Source organism: Oleiphilus sp. HI0043 (assembly GCF_001634935.1).
Window position 1 is genome coordinate 1 of sequence record NZ_LWEY01000166.1, and the last position, 846, is coordinate 846.

Below are 846 nucleotides of genomic sequence, written 5' to 3' on the forward strand. Positions count from 1 at the left end.
GTACTTCCATGAATAATACAAAGCTGTTTATTATCGACAGCTGAGTTTAAACCTAGTTCTTCTATTCCCTGCAAGATTGCTTGAGCAGGGTTTGAAGGGGTTGATAGTACTTTATGAATACGCACTTCTTGTTCAGTGAGCAAGACAAAGTCGGTAAAAGTGCCTCCGGCATCAACACCTAAGTACAGGATTTCATCCTCATCGCTTAAAGAAGATTTGGGATTGTGAAGCTTAGGGGAATTGGACACTTGCCTTTCCTTTGTATCAAAATGCGTGATTTGTTCTATCTATGAGGAGCCAAGTTTGCCTGAATTGCCAGAAGTAGAAACCTCTCGCCGGGGCATTGAGCCTTATATCAAGGGGCATAAAATCTTATCTATCAAGATCTATCAGCAAGCTTTGCGTTGGCCTGTTTCTAATGAACTCTATGAAATGACAAACCAGCCGGTTAGTGATGTTCTCAGGCGAGGTAAGTATATAATCATCTGTGTCCCTGACGGAAGTATACTGCTGCATTTAGGTATGTCTGGGAGTTTGCGTATAGTCGACGAGAGGACGCCACGGATAAAACATGATCATGTTGAATTCCACCTTTCCTGTGGAAAAATACTGCGCTTTAACGATCCGCGAAGGTTTGGCAGCATACTATGGTCTTCCAATTGGCAAGCGCATCCTTTAATTGCTTCTTTGGGGCTTGAACCTCTAAATGAGGAGTTCGACGGAGCGTATCTTCATCAAGCTGCCAAAAAGAGAAAACAAGCGGTTAAACAGTTCCTGATGAATAGTAAGCTCGTTGTTGGTGTTGGCAATATTTATGCAAACGAAGCTTTGTTCAAAGCGGGCATC

General features: G+C 42.8%; 2 protein-coding genes. One reads left to right on the plus strand and one right to left on the minus strand.

Annotated elements, in window-relative coordinates:
- Positions 1-248: hydantoinase/oxoprolinase N-terminal domain-containing protein (locus tag A3729_RS03080; RefSeq protein WP_231877312.1), on the minus strand; the 248-nt coding region annotated here is incomplete at its 3' end.
- A gap of 55 nt (positions 249-303) precedes the next feature.
- On the opposite strand from A3729_RS03080, the gene mutM reads away from it, so the two are divergent.
- On the plus strand, positions 304-846 hold a 543-nt coding region (gene mutM / locus A3729_RS03085), incomplete at its 3' end, for a bifunctional DNA-formamidopyrimidine glycosylase/DNA-(apurinic or apyrimidinic site) lyase (RefSeq protein ID WP_068633137.1).